This window comes from Streptomyces agglomeratus, from assembly GCF_001746415.1.
Taxonomy (GTDB): Bacteria; Actinomycetota; Actinomycetes; order Streptomycetales; family Streptomycetaceae; genus Streptomyces; species Streptomyces agglomeratus.
In genome coordinates this window covers 6,110,173-6,125,100 of the sequence record NZ_MEHJ01000001.1, presented here as the reverse complement: position 1 = coordinate 6,125,100, position 14,928 = coordinate 6,110,173, and the positions used below count along the sequence as shown (strand labels likewise).

Below are 14,928 nucleotides of genomic sequence, written 5' to 3'. Positions count from 1 at the left end.
GTGATCAGTGACCCATGCCCAATCCGCCGTCAACCGGGATGACGGCTCCAGTGATGTACGACGCGTCGTCGGAGGAGAGGAAGCGCACGGCGGCGGCGATCTCCTCCGGCTGCGCGTAACGGCCGAGCGGCACCTGGGCGACGATGCCCTTGCGCTGCTCGTCCGTGAGCACCCCGGTCATGTCGGTGTCGACAAACCCGGGCGCGACGACGTTGAAGGTGATGTTGCGCGAGCCCAGCTCACGGGCGAGCGAGCGCGCGAAGCCGACCAGACCGGCCTTGGAGGCGGCGTAGTTCGCCTGCCCGGCCGAGCCGAGGAGCCCGACGACCGAGGAGATCAGTACGACCCGCCCCTTCTTGGCGCGCAGCATGCCGCGGTTGGCGCGCTTGACGACCCGGAAGGTGCCGGTGAGGTTGGTGTCGAGTACGGACGTGAAGTCCTCCTCGGACATGCGCATCAGGAGCTGGTCCTTGGTGACGCCGGCGTTGGCCACCAGCACCTCCACGGGACCGTGCTTCTCCTCGATCTCCTTGTAGGCCTGCTCCACCTGCTCGGTGTCGGTGATGTCGCACTTGACGGCGAGGCAGCCGAGTTCGATGAGGGCGGCCGGCGGTTCGCCGGAGCGGTACGTGAACGCGACCTTGTCGCCGGCGTCGGCGAAAGCGCGGGCGATGGCGAGGCCGATGCCCCGGTTTCCTCCGGTGACGAGAACCGAGCGGCTCAACGGATCACCCTTTCGATAGCGGTCTGGTACTGACCGAAACTATCGGTACCGGGCCGCCTACGGAGAATCGGCCCCTGACAGTGCCATGGAGGAGTCGCTGTCGGGTCCCTACAGAAAGTGGTGGGCAAGGCACCCGTCGGCGCGACATGATCTGGGGACCGGTCTCGACGACAGGAGTCATCCGTGCCTCATTCCATCGACGAAGCGTTCACAGCGCTGCCGTTGCGCGCGCTCGCCGACGCGGCGCTCGCGCGTGCCCGTGCGCTGGGCGCCGACCACGCCGATTTCCGTTTCGAGCGCGTGCGCAGCGCCGCGTGGCGGTTGCGCGACGCGAAGCCGTCGGGTTCCTCCGACACCACGGACCTCGGGTACGCGGTACGGGTGGTGCACGGCGGCAGCTGGGGTTTCGCGTCCGGGGTGGACCTGAGCATGGACGCTGCCGCGCGGGTGGCGGGGCAGGCCGTGGCGATGGCCAGGCTGTCGGCGAAGGTGATCAGGGCGGCCGGTTCCGACGAGCGGGTCGAGCTGGCGGACGAGCCGGTGCACGCGGACCGGACGTGGGTCTCGTCGTACGACATCAATCCGTTCGACGTGGCCGACGAGGAGAAGTCGGGGCTGCTCGCCGACTGGAGCGCCCGGCTGCTGGCGGCCGACGGCGTGGCGCACGTGGACGCCTCGCTGCTGACGGTGCAGGAAAACAAGTTCTACGCCGATACGGCAGGCACCGTCACCACGCAGCAGCGGGTGCGGCTGCAACCGCAGTTCACGGCGGTCGCCGTGGACGCGACGACCGGTGAGTTCGACTCGATGCGCACGATCGCGCCGCCGGCCGGGCGGGGCTGGGAGTACCTGCTGGGGACCGGCTGGGACTGGGACGGCGAGCTGGAGCGGATTCCGTCGCTGCTCGCCGAGAAGATGCGCGCGCCGAGTGTCGAGGCGGGGACGTACGACCTGGTGGTCGACCCGTCGAACCTGTGGCTGACCATCCACGAGTCGATCGGGCACGCGACGGAGCTGGACCGCGCGCTGGGCTACGAGGCGGCGTACGCCGGGACCTCCTTCGCCACGTTCGACCAGTTGGGGAAGCTGACGTACGGGTCGTCGATCATGAACGTGACGGGTGACAGGACCGCCGAGCACGGGCTCGCCACCATCGGATACGACGACGAGGGTGTCGAGGCGCAGTCCTGGGACCTGATCAAGGACGGCACGCTCACCGGCTACCAACTGGACCGGCGCATCGCGAAGCTGACGGGGCTCGGGCGGTCGAACGGCTGCGCCTTCGCCGACTCCCCCGGTCACGTGCCGGTGCAGCGGATGGCCAACGTGTCGCTCAAGCCGGATCCGGGCGGGCTCTCCACCGAGGATCTGATCGGGGGCGTCGAGCGCGGGATCTATGTCGTCGGCGACCGGTCGTGGTCGATCGACATGCAGCGGTACAACTTCCAGTTCACCGGGCAGCGCTTCTTCCGGATCGAGAACGGCCGGCTCGCCGGCCAGCTGCGCGATGTGGCCTACCAGGCGACGACCACGGATTTCTGGGGCTCGATGACCGCGGTGGGCGGCCCGCAGACCTACGTCCTGGGCGGCGCCTTCAACTGCGGCAAGGCCCAGCCCGGCCAGGTCGCGGCCGTCTCGCACGGCTGCCCTTCGGCTCTTTTCCGCGGCGTCAACATTCTGAACACCACGCAGGAGGCCGGCCGATGAGCCGCACAGCCAAGCCGTACGAGATCGTCGAGCGGGCCCTGGAGCTGTCCACGGCCGACGGCTGCGTGGTCATCGCCGACGAGACGTCGTCCGCCAATCTGCGCTGGGCGGGCAACGCGCTCACCACGAACGGCGTGACGCGCGGGCGCACCCTCACCGTCATCGCGACCGTCGACGGCGCGCGGGGGACGGCGTCCGGCGTCGTGTCGCGGTCCGCCGTCACGGCTGACGAGCTGGAGCCGCTGGTACGGGCGGCCGAAGCGGCCGCGCGCGGCGCCGGGCCCGCCGAGGACGCCCAGCCGCTGGTCACCGGGGTCCCCGCCTCCCCGGACTTCGGTGACGCGCCCGCCGAGACCTCCTCCGGGGTCTTCACCGACTTCGCCCCGGCCCTCGGCGAGGCGTTCGCCCGCGCCCGGGCCGGCGGCCGCGAGCTGTACGGCTTCGCGAACCACGAGATGACGTCGACCTATCTCGGTACGTCGACGGGCCTGCGTCTGCGTCACGACCAGCCCAACGGCACTCTGGAGATCAACGCCAAGTCGCCGGACCGCACGCGCTCCGCGTGGGCCGGGTACTCGACCCGGGACTTCAAGGACGTCGACCCGGCGGCCGTCGACGCGGACCTGGCCACCCGCCTGCGCTGGGCGGAACGCCGTATCGATCTCCCGGCCGGGCGGTACGAGACGCTGCTGCCGCCCACCGCGGTCGCCGACCTGCTGATCTACCAGTTGTGGTCGTCGGCGGCCAGGGACGCGGCGGAGGGCCGGACGGTGTTCAGCAAGCCCGGTGGAGGGACGCGGCTCGGCGAGACGCTGTCCGAACTGCCGCTGACGCTGCGCAGCGACCCGAACGAGCCCGGCCTGGAGTCGGCGCCCTTCGTGATCGCGCACACCTCGGGCGACGACTCCTCCGTCTTCGACAACGGTCTGCCGCTGGCCCCGACCGACTGGGTGCGCGACGGCCGGCTGGAGCACCTGGTCGCGACGCGGCACAGCGCGGGGCTGACCGGGCTGCCGGTGGCACCGGCGATCGGGAACCTCGTCCTGGACGGCGGAGGTGAGCGCTCGCTGGAGGAGATGGTCGCCTCGACCGAGCGCGGGCTGCTGCTGACCTGCCTCTGGTACATCCGCGAGGTCGACCCGGCGTCGTTGCTGCTGACCGGCCTGACCCGGGACGGTGTGTATCTGGTCGAGAACGGCGAGGTGGTCGGCCAGGTGAACAACTTCCGGTTCAACGAGTCGCCGGTCGACCTGCTGTCGCGGGCGTCCGAGGCCGGGCGTACGGAGAAGACCCTGCCGCGCGAGTGGGGCGACTGGTTCACCCGGGCGGCGATGCCGATGCTGCGCGTCCCGGACTTCAACATGAGCTCGGTCAGCCAGGGTGTATGACCCCCATAGACTGGCCGGGAGCAATCCATGGCGTGAGAAGCGCTCCATCACCGTTAGAGGAGAGTCAAGACCGTGACGGACATCGTCGACGAGCTGAAGTGGCGCGGGCTGTTCGCCCAGTCCACTGACGAGGACGCACTGCGCAAGGCGCTCGCGGACGGTCCGGTCACGTTCTATTGCGGCTTCGACCCGACGGCGGCCAGCCTGCACGTGGGGCACCTCGTGCAGGTCCTGACCGTCCGCAGGCTCCAGCAGGCCGGACACCGGCCGATCGCCCTGGTGGGCGGGGCCACCGGACAGATCGGTGACCCGCGGCCGACCGCCGAGCGCACGCTGAACGACCCGGAGACGATCGCGAACTGGGTGGCGCGGCTGCGCGCCCAGATCGAGCCCTTCCTGTCCTTCGAGGGCCCGAACGCGGCCACCATGGTCAACAACCTGGACTGGACCGCGGGCATGTCCGCGATCGAGTTTCTGCGGGACATCGGCAAGCACTTCCGGGTCAGCAAGATGCTCGCGAAGGACTCGGTCGCCCGGCGGCTGGAGTCCGACCAGGGCATCAGCTACACCGAGTTCAGCTACCAGCTGCTTCAGGGCATGGACTTCCTGGAGCTGTACCGGCGCCACGGCTGCACGCTCCAGCAGGGCGGCAGCGACCAGTGGGGCAACCTCACGGCGGGGCTCGACCTGATCCACCGCCTGGAGCCGCACGCGAACGTGCACGCGCTGGCGACACCGCTGATGGTCAAGGCGGACGGCACGAAGTTCGGCAAGTCCGAGAGCGGCGCCGTCTGGCTGGACCCGGAGATGACCACGCCGTACGCGTTCTACCAGTTCTGGCTGAACGTGGACGACCGGGACATCTCGCCGTACATGCGCATCCTCAGCTTCAAGAGCCGCACCGAGCTCGAGGAGCTGGAGAAGCTCACCGAGGAGCGGCCGCAGGCCCGCGCCGCCCAGCGCGCGCTGGCCGAGGAGCTGACGACGCTGGTGCACGGCGCCGAGCAGTGCGCGGCGGTCGTCGCGGCGTCGAAGGCGCTGTTCGGGCAGGGCGAGCTGGCCGGTCTGGACGAGGCCACGCTGGCCGCGTCGCTGTCCGAGCTGCCGCACGCCAAGGTCGCGGAGCTCGGGCCGGTCGTGGACCTGTTCGTCGAGGTCGGCCTCGCACCGAGCAAGTCGGCCGCCCGCCGTACGGTCAAGGAGGGCGGGGCCTACGTGAACAACGTGAAGGTCGCCGACGAGGACGCCGTACCGGCGTCCGGGGACCTGCTGCACGGCCGCTGGCTCGTCCTGCGGCGCGGGAAGAAGAACCTGGCGGCGATCGAGGTCGCGGCCGGCTGAGTCACTTCTGCGACGGGAAGCGGCCGGAGCGTGGAATCACGCCCGGCCGCTTTCCGCTTTCTTACGCCCGCCGTCTCCTGCCCTTCATCGACGCCCAGAGCATGTCGCCGAGTCCGACGATCACCACGGCGCCGATCAGCTGGAGCAGATGCCTGATCCAGTCGATCCCGTCGGTGTCGTCGACGCCGATGCCCGCGGCGACGGCGTTGCCCGCGATGCTGCCGAGGATGCCGAACACGACGGTCAGCCACAGGGGGATCTGCTGCTTGCCCGGGATGATCGCCTTGGCGAGCAGACCGAGTACCAGGCCCACGATGATCGCCCACAACCAGCTCATGTCGCCTCCTCATCGGCGCGGTGTGCGCAGGTGGGCCCAGTCTCGGACGGCAGACCGTACGCCGCACGCCGGACTCCGCCGTACGTGCACCGGCGGTGGCCGTCCGCCCCGGCCGGGGATGCCCCGCTCTCGAAGGCGGCGCAGTGGCGGCGTACCGTGGAAGGCGTCCGGTCAGGGAGCGTCCGGCAGGGAAACAGGTGGTGCGACGTGCTGCGGAAGAAGAGCGACACCGAGGTCTTCCGGATCACCGGGGCCCGGCCGGCTCTGGCCGACGACGTGCGCGGGCGCCAGCGCCGGTACGTGATCTCGATGTCGGTGCGGACGCTGGCCGTGATCCTGGCAGCGGTGCTGTGGAACGTGGAGCGGCACGTCGCGATCGTGGCCCTGGCGCTGGGACTTCTCCTCCCCTACATCGCCGTGGTCATCGCGAACGGAGGGCGTGAGAACGCCTCTTCGCTGCCCTCGGCCCACATCCCGCCGCCGGTCCGTCCGGCTCTGGAGAACAAGGCCGAACCGGCTGCCGGTGACCAGCCGTCGGACGTGCCCGGAGCGGGAAGTGAGCAACAGCCGCGTGAACACAGCTGATCCTGTGCGGTCTGCAAAGCTCAAGAAAAGCTCAGATCAATCATGAAGTTCCGGTGCACCGCACCCCATGTCGCGTGACATACTTCGTAGGCGCTCCGCATCCCCCGTCGGAGCGACAGACCGACGCCGGGCAGCCCCCCCCGTGGCTGCTCGGCGTCGCCTTTTTTCACCTAGGGTTGAGCGCGTGAACTCCCCTGATTCCCTTCTTTTCCCCGGTTCGGCCGATGCCGGCGCCACTGTCTGCTCCGCCAAGGGCTGCCGCTCCGCCGCCGTGTGGGTTCTCGCCTGGAACAATCCGAAGCTGCACACCCCCCAGCGCCGCAAGACGTGGCTGGCGTGCGACGAGCACCGCGAGCACCTGTCCCAATTCCTGGGCGTACGCGGCTTCTTGAAGGATGTGGTGACGCTCGCGGAGTGGGAGAAGCGCGCCGCCGCGGACGAGCCCGGCGCAGGGGACGACTGACCGACGCCTCAGCCGCCGATGGCCGACATCGGACGGTCGGGCTGGAGGAAGGACGGGTCGTCGAGACCGGAGCCCGCCTTCTTGCCCCACATCGCCAGCTTCCAGAGCCGGGCGATCTCCTCGTCGGGGGCGCCCGAGCGCAGGGCCCCGCGCAGGTCCGACTCCTCGCGCGCGAACAGGCACGTCCGTACCTGACCGTCGGCGGTGAGCCGGGTCCGGTCGCAGGCCCGGCAGAACGGCCGGGTGACGGAGGCGATCACGCCGACGCGGTGCGGGCCGCCGTCGACGACCCAGCGCTCGGCCGGCGCCGAGCCGCGCTCGTCCTCCCCCTCGGGGGTGAGCGTGAAGCGCGTACGCAGGGACTCCAGGATGTCACCGGCGGTGATCATGCCGTCGCGCTTCCAGCCGTGCTGCGCGTCGAGCGGCATCTGCTCGATGAAGCGCATCTCGTACGCGTTCTCGACGGCCCAGGCGAGCAGGTCGGGGGCCTCGTCGTCGTTGAGCCCCGGCATCAGCACGGCGTTGACCTTGACCGGGGTCAGACCCGCGTCGCGGGCCGCGGCCATGCCGTCGATGACGTCGTGGTGGCGGTCGCGGCGGGTGAGGGTCTTGAAGACGTCCGGCCGCAGGGTGTCGAGCGATACGTTGACCCGGTCCAGGCCGGCCGCCTCGAGGGCGACGGCGGTGCGCTTGAGGCCGATCCCGTTGGTGGTGAGGGACATCTTGGGGCGCGGCGCGAGAGCGGCGCAGCGCTCGACTATGCCGACCAGCCCGGGGCGCAGCAGCGGCTCGCCGCCGGTGAAGCGCACCTCTGTCACACCGAGGTCGGTGACGGCGATGCCGATCAGCCGGACGATTTCGTCGTCCGTGAGCAGATCCGGCTTCGCCAGCCACTGGAGACCCTCTTCGGGCATGCAGTACGTACAGCGCAGATTGCAGCGATCGGTGAGGGAAACGCGCAGGTCAGTCGCTACTCGCCCATATGTGTCGATAAGCATCCTCGACCCACTCCCCGATCCGGAACTCGTCTTTCTCGAACGTTGTCGAGCCTACGCGACACCTCTGACAACAACAGGGGCCCGATACCACGGGAGCGGTGTGGCCGCGTCGTACGACTCTACGACGCGGCCACGGGGGCACAGCTGTGGGAAAGACGGCAGGCGCTCGGGGGCGGGTGCGCTCAGTGAGCGCCGATGCCCGTGAGTGACTTGACCTCAAGCTCGGCGTACTTCCCCTTGTCCGGCTCGTCCTTGGACAGTACGGACCCGGCCCAGCCGAGCAGGAAGCCGAGCGGAATCGAGATCAGGCCGGGGTTCTCCAGCGGGAACCACGCGAAGTCCGCGCCGGGGAACATCGACGTGGGCTTGCCGGAGACGACCGGGGAGAACAGCACGAGGCCCACGGACGCGGTCAGGCCGCCGTAGATGGACCACAGGGCGCCCTGCGTCGTGAACCTCTTCCAGAACAGGCTGTAGAGGATCGTCGGCAGGTTGGCGGACGCCGCCACCGCGAAGGCGAGGGCGACCAGGCCGGCCACGTTCAGGTCGCGGGCCATGGCCCCCAGGGCGATGGAGACCACGCCGATGGCGACGGTGGCCCAGCGGGCGGCGCGTACCTCTTCCTTCTCCGTGGCCTTGCCGCGCCTGATGACATTGGCGTAGATGTCGTGCGCGAACGACGACGAGGACGCCAGGGTGAGCCCCGCGACCACCGCGAGGATGGTGGCGAAGGCGACCGCGGAGATCACGGCGAGCAGGATGGCGCCGCCGGTGGAGTCGGCGCCGCCGCCGATCTCCAGCGCGGCGAGTGGCGCCGCCGTGTTGCCCGCCTTGTTGGAGGCGATGATGTCGCCGGGCTTGAGGAGGGCCGCGGCGCCGAAGCCGAGCACGATCGTCATCAGGTAGAAGGCGCCGATGATGCCGATCGCCCAGTTCACGGACTTACGGGCGGCCTTCGCCGTGGGGACGGTGTAGAAGCGGATCAGGATGTGCGGCAGACCCGCGGTGCCGAGGACCAGGGCGATGCCGAGGGAGAGGAAGTCGAGCTTCGAGGTCCCGGTGGCGCCGTACTTCAGGCCGGGCTCCAGGAACGCCGAGCCCTTGCCGCTGTTGGAGGCCGCCGTACCCAGCAGGTCGGACAGGTTGAAGTTGAACTTCAGCAGGATCAGGAAGGTGATCAGCAGGGTGCCTGCGATGAGCAGGACGGCCTTCACCATCTGCACCCAGGTGGTCCCTTTCATGCCGCCGATGGTGACGTACACGATCATCAGGATGCCGACCAGCGCGACGATCAGGATCTTGCCCGCGTCGCTGGTGATGCCGAGCAGCAGCGAGACCAGCACGCCCGCGCCCGCCATCTGCGCGAGCAGGTAGAAGATCGAGACGACGATGGTCGAGGTGCCGGCGGCGGTACGGACCGGGCGCTGGCGCATGCGGTACGCGAGGACGTCGCCCATCGTGTAGCGGCCGGAGTTGCGCAGCGGTTCGGCGACGAGGAGCAGCGCGACCAGCCAGGCGACCAGGAAGCCGATGGAGTAGAGGAAGCCGTCGTATCCGAAGAGGGCGATGGCGCCGGCGATGCCGAGGAAGGACGCGGCGGACATGTAGTCGCCGGAGATGGCGAGGCCGTTCTGGAAGCCGGTGAACTGGCGCCCGCCCGCGTAGAAGTCGGAGGCGCTCTTGGTCTGACGGCCCGCCCACACCGTGATGAACAGGGTGGCGACCACGAAGAGGCCGAACAGGGTGATGATCAGCGGCCGGTGCTCGCTCGCGTCACCGGCGGCGGCGAGGTGGACCGTGGACGCCGTGGTCAGCGCGGGGCTCATGCGTCGGCCTCCAGACGGGACTTGATGGCCTCGGACTTCGGGTCGAGCTGCGTGGCGGCATGACGCGAGTAGAACCAGGCGATGAGGAAGGTGGTCAGGAACTGCGCGAGGCCGAGGACGAGGGCCACGTTGATGTTGCCGAACAGCTTCGTTCCCATGAAGCCGCCCGCGTAGTTGGACAGCAGCACGTACAGCAGGTACCAGGCGATGAACGCGATGGTCAGAGGGAAGGCGAAGGAGCGGTGGGCGCGGCGCAGTTCGCCGAACTCGGCGCTCGCCTGCACCTCGACGAACTCCTCCGTCGTGTGTCCTGTTCGGATCAGGCCCGTGCCGCCCTGGGGCGGTGGTGCATCGGTTGCCACGGAATCTCCTCGCGACGCGGGTGCGGTGGGTGGGGTGGGCAAGGTGACCTCACTGGTGGGGGGAGTGGTGGTGCTCGTCCCCCTGACAACGGCACGGATGGCGTCACGTCTCGGTTCGGCATCCGCCATTTCTTTTTCCGAACTCGTTGATACGAACGCATGATCGGCGCTAGCTTCACTCGTCATGTACCCGCTCATGTGCACCCGCGCAGGGCGGCTCTCACGGATGATGTGGAGAACCCATGGCTCATCTGGGATCCAGACGGCAGCGCACCCTCGCCCTGCCCGTCGGACTGGCTCTCACGGCTACGCTCGGCTTCCTGCCCGGAGCGGCCGCCTCGGCCGCACCGCAGGACGGCCCGGCCGCCCCGGCCGCCGTCACCGCCGACGGACCGAAGATGTCGTACGTGGTCAACACCAAGGGTGGCCACGCCGCGAGCGCTTCGGTGAAGCGGGCGATCGCCAGGGCCGGCGGCACAGTGGTGAAGGCGTACGACCAGATCGGTGTCATCGTCGTCCACTCGCAGAACCCGGACTTCGGCAAGCAGATACGCAAGGCCGAGGGGGTGTCCTCGGCGGGCGCGACCCGCACGTCCCCGCTCACGCCGGTCGGCATCACCGAGGAAGGCGCCACCCAGAAGCTGACCGCGGCGCAGGCCGCGAAGGCCGAGGCCGCCGCGGCGCCCGGCCAGGAGCCGCTGGAGGCCAACCAGTGGGACATCCGCGCCATCGGTGCGGACAAGGCCGCCCAGGTCAATGACGGCAGCAGCAGGGTCACGGTCGGGGTGATCGACACCGGTGTCGCCGACACCCACCCGGACCTCGCGCCGAACTTCTCCAAGTCCCAGTCGGCCAACTGTGTCGGCGGCGTCGCGGATTCGTCGGAGGGCGCCTGGCGTCCGTACACCGACGGCAGCGACCACGGCACGCACGTCGCCGGTACGATCGCCGCTCCGCGCAACGGACTCGGCGTCGCCGGTGTCGCTCCGGGCGTCAAGCTCGCCGGCATCAAGGTGAGTGAGCCGGGCACCAGCCTCTTCTTCACCGAGGCGGTCGTCTGCGGCTTCGTGTGGGCGGCGGAGCACGACATCGACGTGACGAACAACAGTTATTACGTCGACCCGTGGAAGTTCAACTGCAAGGACGACCCGGACCAGAAGGCTCTGCTCGACTCCCTGACGCGCGCCATGAAGTACGCCGAGCGCAAGGGCGCCCTGCATGTCGCGGCGGCCGGCAACTCCAACTTCGACCTGGCCGCCGACGCCATCGTCGACGACTCCAGCCCCAATGACAGCACCCCGGTCGAGCGCGTCATCGACCCGTCCGAGTGCCCCGACGCGCCGACGATGCTGCCAGGCGTCGTGGCGGTCACCTCGACGGGCGACAAGAACGTCAAGTCGTACTACTCCAGTTACGGACACGGCGTCGCGGACGTCTCGGCCCCCGGCGGCGACAAGTGGCAGATCCCGGCCACGCCCGACGCCAACGGCCGCGTGCTGTCGACGGTCCTGAACGGCGGCTACGGCTACAAGCAGGGCACGTCGATGGCCACCCCGCACGTCGCGGGCGTCGCCGCGCTGCTCAAGAGCGCGCACCCGAAGGCGAGCCCCGCCGATCTCCGCCGGCTGCTCAAGAAGCAGGCCGACAACCCGGGCTGCCCCACCCACATCTACGACGCGGCCGGCAACTGGGTCGAGGCCACCACCTGTGAGGGTGACGAGAACTACAACGGCTACTACGGCTCCGGTGTCGTCGACGCCCTCGACGCCGTCAAGAAGTGATCGTCCAAGATCCCGCCCAACCGACGCGAACCGGAGATTTCATGACGCCGCACCGCACCCCGCGGACCCGCCTGACCGTAGCCGTCTCCGCGGGCGTGGCCATCACGGCCGCCCTCGCCTTCCTGCCCGGCACGGCGTCGGCGACCTCGGCCGACGCGCTCGGCGCGTCCGACGCCACGACGGCGGTCGCCGAGGCCGCGGGCACCCCGCTGAGTTACGTCGTCAACGTGCGTCCCGGCAAAGGCAATTCGGCCAAGGTGAAGAAGGCCATCGGCCGGGCCGGCGGCACGATAGTCCAGGCGTACGACCAGATCGGCGTGATCGTCGTCCACTCGTCGAACGACGCGTTCGCGAAGACCATGCGCAAGGTCAAGGGTGTCCAGTCGGCGGGGGCGACCCGTACGGCTCCGCTGCCCGCCCAGTCGACCAAGGACGTCGGCACTCCGAAGGGGCTCACCGCGGCGCAGGCGAAGGCCGCGGCCGCGGAAGCCGTGGCCGGCGAGGACCCGTTGCAGCCGTTGCAGTGGGACCTGCCCGCCATCAAGGCGGACAAGGCCCACGAGAAGACGCTCGGCAGCAGGGACGTCACGGTCGCCGTCATCGACACGGGTGTCGACGACACCCACCCGGACCTGGCGCCGAACTTCGACCGCGAGGCGTCCGTCAACTGCGTCACCGGCAAGCCCGACACGGCGGACGGCGCCTGGCGCCCGTCGGCCGAGGAGAGCCCGCACGGCACGCACGTGGCGGGCGAGATAGCCGCGGCGAAGAACGGCGTCGGCGTCACCGGTGTCGCGCCGGGCGTCAAGGTCTCGGGCATCAAGGTGTCCACGACGGCCGGCTTCTTCTACACGGAGTCCGTGGTCTGCGGCTTCGTGTGGGCGGCCGAGCACGGTGTCGACGTGACGAACAACAGCTACTACACCGACCCGTGGATGTTCAACTGCGAGGACGACCCGGACCAGAAGGCGCTCGTCGACGCCATCGTCCGGGCTTCGCGGTACGCCGAGAAGAAGGGCGCGGTGAACGTCGCCGCGGCCGGCAACTCGAACTACGACCTGTCGGCGGACTCGATCAACGACACGACGAGCCCGAACGACACCACGCCGGTGCCGCGCGACATCGACCCGCGCGAGTGCCTCGACGCCCCGACGCAGCTGCCGGGCGTCGTCACCGTCGCGTCGACGGGTGCGAAGGGCCTGAAGTCGTCGTTCTCCAACTACGGGCACGGTGTCATCGACATCGCGGCCCCCGGCGGCGACAGCACGGCGTACCAGAAGCCCGCGCCCCCCGCGACCAGCGGTCTGATCCTCGGTCCGGTTCCGGGCGGCGGCTGGGGCTACATGGCCGGTACGTCGATGGCCTCCCCGCACGTCGCGGGCGTGGCGGCGCTCATCAAGAGCACGCACCCGCACGCGTCGGCGAAGCGCATCAAGTCCATCCTGGCGAGCCAGGCGGACGCGGCGCCGTGCACCGATCCGTACGACATCAACGGCGACGGCAAGATCGACGCGGTGTGCGAGGGCGGCAAGAACTACAACGGCTTCTACGGAGTCGGCATCGCCGACGCGCTGGACGCCGTGACCAAGAAGTAGGACAGCACGTGTGAGCGGGCCGCCCGGAAACCCTCCGGGCGGCCCGCTTCCGTGTCACGGCTTCACGGCGTCACGGCTTCACGGCTTCACGGCTTGACGATTCGGCCGTACGCGTCGACTGCTCGGTGCCGACGGCCTCGATGACGGCGTGCGCGCCCTGGCCGCTCAGACGGTGGTACGGCTTTCGCGGTTCGCCGCCGGGGCGGCCGGGGTCTCCTGCCGCCTCTCCAGCGCCCCCTTGACCAGCAGGTACTGCGCGGCCAGGTAGGTCAGCATGATCCAGAAGTCGGGCACCGGAGGCTGCGGCCAGTGCGCGACACCGGTGGCGATGAGGGTGTCGGAGAGCAGGAAGAGCGCGCCGCCGAGCCCGGCGTACAGACCCAGGCCGCTCGAACGGTACGCCATGGCCGTGAGCAGCAGGCTGTACGCGGCGACCGGGATCCGCAGGTCGGCGGGGAGGTCCGGCCACAGGAGGGCGACGGTGGCGAGGAGCGCGACGGCGTACCCGGCGCCGAGAGCCGTCGGCGTACGGCCGCGTCCGAACAGTACGAGGTAGCAGACGTGACCGGCGGCGAAGGAGCCCATGCCGACGAGGAAGGCCCAGTCCGCGTCGGCGAGCAGGAACACGTCGCCGCCCCAGCCGAAGAGCAGCGCGACGACCAGCAGCCGCGGGCCGCCGCGGGCGGCGGTGTACCCGGCGAGCAGGGGCATCAGGAGCGGCTTGGCGATCCGGTGGCCCTGTTCGGCGCCCGCAAGGAGCGAGGCGAGGTCGGCGGCGGCCGCGAGGGCGAAGGCGAGGAGGAGGAAGCCCGCGAGCCTGCCCCGGTTCACGCGGCGTGCTCGGGCTGCTGCGCGGTCGGCGCGGCGAGCGGTGCGGGGGCGGGTTCGGCGGGAGCGGAAGCGGCGGGAGCGGGGGCAGCGGGAGCGGGGGGCGCGGGTTGCCAGCCGGGGCCGCGGAAGACGCGGCCGGCGCGCTCGCGCCAGGTGGTGGCGGCCCGTACGTCGCGGGCGATGGCGGCGTACTCGTGGGTGGCGACGCGCAGCGGGTTGTACGTCTCGATGTTCTTGGTGAGGCCGTAGACGGGCCGCTCGGTCTCGGCCGCGAAGGAGCGGAAGAGCCGGTCCCAGACGATCAGGATGCCGCCGAAGTTCCGGTCCAGGTAGCCGCCCTGGGAGGCGTGGTGGACACGGTGGTGGGAGGGCGTGTTCAGGACGTACTCGAAGGGGCGTGGCAGCTTGCCGACCCGCTCGGTGTGCACCCAGAACTGGTAGACGAGGTTCGCGGACGAGCAGAACGCGAGCGCCGCCGGGTGCACGCCGCACGCGACGAGCGGCAGGTAGAACGGCCAGACGGTGAGGCTCGTCCAGGGCTGGCGCAGGGCGGTGGTGAGGTTGAACTTGCGGCTGGAGTGGTGGACGACGTGGCAGGCCCACAGGACGCGGATGACGTGGTGGCCGCGGTGGGACCAGTAGTAGAAGAAGTCCTGCGCGAGCAGCATCAGCGGGATCGTCCACCACAGGACGGGGACGCGGGCGGGCGTCAGCTCGTACACCGCCATGTAGATCGCGACAATCGGGATCTTCCACAGGAAGTCGAACGCGATGCTGCCCAGCCCCATGCTGACGCTGGTGACGGCGTCCTTGGTCTCGTACCCGGCGGCGTCGTCGTCGGGATGGAGGCGGTAGCTCACGATTTCGAGCACGGTGAGCAGGACGAAGGCGGGTATCGACCACAGCACGACATCGGGCAGGTTCGGCATGCCCGCACGATAGAGGCGCGGACGAGCGCTCGGCTAGGGGTTGTTACCGACAAGTATGTGA

14 protein-coding genes are annotated in these 14,928 nt (G+C 69.8%); 7 read left to right on the top strand and 7 right to left on the bottom strand.

Annotated elements, in window-relative coordinates:
- Window positions 1–4 precede the first annotated feature (4 nt).
- Entirely contained in the window at window positions 5–724 is a 720-nt protein-coding gene (gene fabG, locus AS594_RS26725) for a 3-oxoacyl-[acyl-carrier-protein] reductase (protein WP_069929408.1), read from the bottom strand.
- Between the two features lie 183 nt (window positions 725–907).
- Between fabG and AS594_RS26720 the strand changes: the two genes are divergently transcribed.
- The 3 genes from AS594_RS26720 (at window position 908) to tyrS (ending at window position 5,160) form a co-directional block, all read left to right on the top strand.
- On the top strand, window positions 908–2,431 hold the full coding sequence (locus tag AS594_RS26720) for a TldD/PmbA family protein (protein ID WP_069929407.1): 1,524 nt from the start codon (window positions 908–910) through the stop codon (window positions 2,429–2,431).
- The gene (locus tag AS594_RS26715; RefSeq protein WP_069929406.1) at window positions 2,428–3,819 is read left to right on the top strand and encodes a metallopeptidase TldD-related protein; all 1,392 of its coding nucleotides are present in this window, start codon (window positions 2,428–2,430) and stop codon (window positions 3,817–3,819) included. The genes AS594_RS26720 and AS594_RS26715 overlap by 4 nt, the downstream gene beginning before the upstream one ends.
- Before the next feature lie 72 nt (window positions 3,820–3,891).
- The gene (tyrS, locus tag AS594_RS26710) at window positions 3,892–5,160 is read left to right on the top strand and encodes a tyrosine--tRNA ligase (RefSeq protein ID WP_069929405.1); all 1,269 of its coding nucleotides are present in this window, start codon (window positions 3,892–3,894) and stop codon (window positions 5,158–5,160) included.
- Window positions 5,161–5,221: 61 nt separating this feature from the next.
- On the opposite strand, the gene AS594_RS26705 is transcribed toward tyrS, so the two are convergent.
- Window positions 5,222–5,497 (bottom strand): GlsB/YeaQ/YmgE family stress response membrane protein, encoded by a 276-nt coding sequence (locus AS594_RS26705; protein WP_069929404.1) that lies wholly within the window; start codon window positions 5,495–5,497, stop codon window positions 5,222–5,224.
- 207 nt (window positions 5,498–5,704) lie between these two features.
- Between AS594_RS26705 and AS594_RS26700 the strand changes: the two genes are divergently transcribed.
- Together AS594_RS26700 and AS594_RS26695 are read left to right on the top strand one after the other, a co-directional pair.
- Window positions 5,705–6,082, top strand: a complete 378-nt coding sequence (locus tag AS594_RS26700) for a DUF3099 domain-containing protein (protein WP_420877844.1) — start codon at window positions 5,705–5,707, stop codon at window positions 6,080–6,082.
- 184 nt (window positions 6,083–6,266) lie between these two features.
- Window positions 6,267–6,545 (top strand): hypothetical protein, encoded by a 279-nt coding sequence (locus AS594_RS26695; protein WP_069929403.1) that lies wholly within the window; start codon window positions 6,267–6,269, stop codon window positions 6,543–6,545.
- Between the two features lie 8 nt (window positions 6,546–6,553).
- Here the strand turns inward: AS594_RS26695 and moaA are convergent, their stop codons facing one another.
- From moaA to AS594_RS26680, 3 genes are all read right to left on the bottom strand, one after another.
- Complete coding sequence (moaA, locus tag AS594_RS26690) at window positions 6,554–7,543, bottom strand: GTP 3',8-cyclase MoaA (protein ID WP_069929402.1); 990 nt, start codon at window positions 7,541–7,543, stop codon at window positions 6,554–6,556.
- Window positions 7,544–7,725: 182 nt separating this feature from the next.
- A complete protein-coding gene (locus AS594_RS26685; protein ID WP_069929401.1) occupies window positions 7,726–9,369 on the bottom strand; it encodes a solute symporter family protein in 1,644 nt (547 codons plus the stop codon).
- Window positions 9,366–9,731 carry a DUF485 domain-containing protein gene (locus AS594_RS26680; protein WP_069929400.1) on the bottom strand — a complete coding sequence of 122 codons (366 nt, stop codon included), beginning with the start codon at window positions 9,729–9,731 and terminating at the stop codon, window positions 9,366–9,368. The genes AS594_RS26685 and AS594_RS26680 overlap by 4 nt, the downstream gene beginning before the upstream one ends.
- Window positions 9,732–9,973: 242 nt before the next feature.
- Between AS594_RS26680 and AS594_RS26675 the strand changes: the two genes are divergently transcribed.
- Both AS594_RS26675 and AS594_RS26670 read left to right on the top strand, forming a co-directional pair.
- Window positions 9,974–11,512 carry a S8 family peptidase gene (locus AS594_RS26675; RefSeq protein WP_069935431.1) on the top strand — a complete coding sequence of 513 codons (1,539 nt, stop codon included), beginning with the start codon at window positions 9,974–9,976 and terminating at the stop codon, window positions 11,510–11,512.
- A gap of 41 nt (window positions 11,513–11,553) precedes the next feature.
- Window positions 11,554–13,107 carry a S8 family serine peptidase gene (locus AS594_RS26670; RefSeq protein WP_069929398.1) on the top strand — a complete coding sequence of 518 codons (1,554 nt, stop codon included), beginning with the start codon at window positions 11,554–11,556 and terminating at the stop codon, window positions 13,105–13,107.
- A 165-nt stretch (window positions 13,108–13,272) separates the two neighbouring features.
- Here the strand turns inward: AS594_RS26670 and AS594_RS26665 are convergent, their stop codons facing one another.
- Together AS594_RS26665 and AS594_RS26660 are read right to left on the bottom strand one after the other, a co-directional pair.
- Window positions 13,273–13,938 (bottom strand): lysoplasmalogenase, encoded by a 666-nt coding sequence (locus AS594_RS26665; RefSeq protein ID WP_069929397.1) that lies wholly within the window; start codon window positions 13,936–13,938, stop codon window positions 13,273–13,275.
- Window positions 13,935–14,867: a sterol desaturase family protein gene (locus tag AS594_RS26660; protein ID WP_069929396.1), complete on the bottom strand. Its 933-nt coding sequence runs from the start codon at window positions 14,865–14,867 to the stop codon at window positions 13,935–13,937. The genes AS594_RS26665 and AS594_RS26660 overlap by 4 nt, the downstream gene beginning before the upstream one ends.
- Window positions 14,868–14,928: the final 61 nt, after the last annotated feature.

Bases quoted from the DNA above. Each gene is read 5' to 3' on its own strand.
- AS594_RS26715 (WP_069929406.1), top strand. From the start codon at position 2,428: ATGAGCCGCACAGCCAAGCCGTACGAGATCGTCGAGCGGGCCCTGGAG.
- AS594_RS26705 (WP_069929404.1), bottom strand. From the start codon at position 5,497: ATGAGCTGGTTGTGGGCGATCATCGTGGGCCTGGTACTCGGTCTGCTC.
- moaA (WP_069929402.1), bottom strand. From the start codon at position 7,543: ATGCTTATCGACACATATGGGCGAGTAGCGACTGACCTGCGCGTTTCC.
- AS594_RS26685 (WP_069929401.1), bottom strand. From the start codon at position 9,369: ATGAGCCCCGCGCTGACCACGGCGTCCACGGTCCACCTCGCCGCCGCC.
- AS594_RS26675 (WP_069935431.1), top strand. From the start codon at position 9,974: ATGGCTCATCTGGGATCCAGACGGCAGCGCACCCTCGCCCTGCCCGTC.
- AS594_RS26670 (WP_069929398.1), top strand. From the start codon at position 11,554: ATGACGCCGCACCGCACCCCGCGGACCCGCCTGACCGTAGCCGTCTCC.
- AS594_RS26660 (WP_069929396.1), bottom strand. From the start codon at position 14,867: ATGCCGAACCTGCCCGATGTCGTGCTGTGGTCGATACCCGCCTTCGTC.